General features: G+C 65.0%; 1 protein-coding gene. It reads left to right on the top strand.

The features are described from left to right. Positions 1-2: 2 nt before the first annotated feature. Positions 3-1,121 (top strand): AMP-binding protein (locus ABT116_RS49110; protein WP_351648103.1); only part of this gene is annotated, 1,119 nt, incomplete at its 3' end.

The following is a 1,121-nucleotide window of genomic DNA, read 5'->3' as shown; positions in this document are numbered from 1 at the left end:
AGATCCTCGGGGATACCGCGAGGACGTATCCCGACACGATCGCCCTCGAAGACTCCGAGCGTTCACTGTCGTACGGGGAGCTGGAGCGTCGATCGAATCGGATCGCTCGATACCTCATGGACCTGGGCGTCGGCCCCGAGACACCGGTCGCATTGGCAGTCGCCCGATCGGTCGACTCGGTGCTCGCAGTCTGGTCGGTCACCAAAGCCGGCGGCGTTTTCGTCCCGGTCGATCCCCGTTATCCCGCAGATCGAGTTGCGCACATGCTCGAGGATTCGGGTGTGCGCATTGGAATTCGGTCCGCCGAGGTCGCGGCCGGTCCGGCAACCGGCGGGAATGTCGCAGTTTGGATCGACCTCGGCGACGCGGACACGGTTGCAGAATGTGCCGCCTACTCCGACGCTGCCATCGACGACGCTGACAGAACAGCGTCGATCACTGCGGCGTCGGCCGCGTACGTCATCTACACGTCCGGGTCGACCGGAGTGCCGAAGGGCACCGTCGTCACCCACGCAGGTTTGGCGAATCTTGCTCGCGAACAACAGGATCGGTACCGGATCACCGCCGCGTCGCGAACTTTGCATTTTGCATCGCCGAGCTTCGACGGTGCCGTCCTCGAGCTACTGCTGGCCGGTTCGACCGGCGCGACGATGGTGATCGCCCCTCCCGACATCTACGGCGGGGAGGCTTTGAGCGAGTTCCTCCGACGCCGCGAGGTCACTCATGCCTTCATCACTCCGGCTGCTCTGGCGACTGTCGATCCGGCGGGCGTGACGGCACTGGAATGCGTAGTCGTCGGCGGCGATGTGTGCACTCCGGAATTGGTCTCGAGCTGGGGCAACGGGTGCAGACTGCACAACGGATACGGTCCGACCGAAACCACTGTCATGGTTGCCATCAGTGACCCACTCTCACCGGGGGAGCCGATCACCATCGGCGGTCCCATCCGCGGAATCGACGCCGTGGTGCTCGACGCTCGGCTGCAACCGGTCCCGATCGGCGGCGTCGGCGAGCTGTACATCGGTGGGCCGGGCCTCGCACGGGGTTACCACCTCCGTCCAGCACTGACGTCGGATCGTTTTGTCGCGCATCCGTACTCGACGCCCGGTGCGCGGATGTAC

The sequence above is a fragment of the Streptomyces sp. NPDC002130 genome, from assembly GCF_040296465.1.
Taxonomy (GTDB): domain Bacteria; phylum Actinomycetota; class Actinomycetes; order Streptomycetales; family Streptomycetaceae; genus Streptomyces.
The sequence above is the reverse complement of the archived record's forward strand: the minus strand, read 5'-3'. Positions and strand labels throughout refer to the sequence as shown.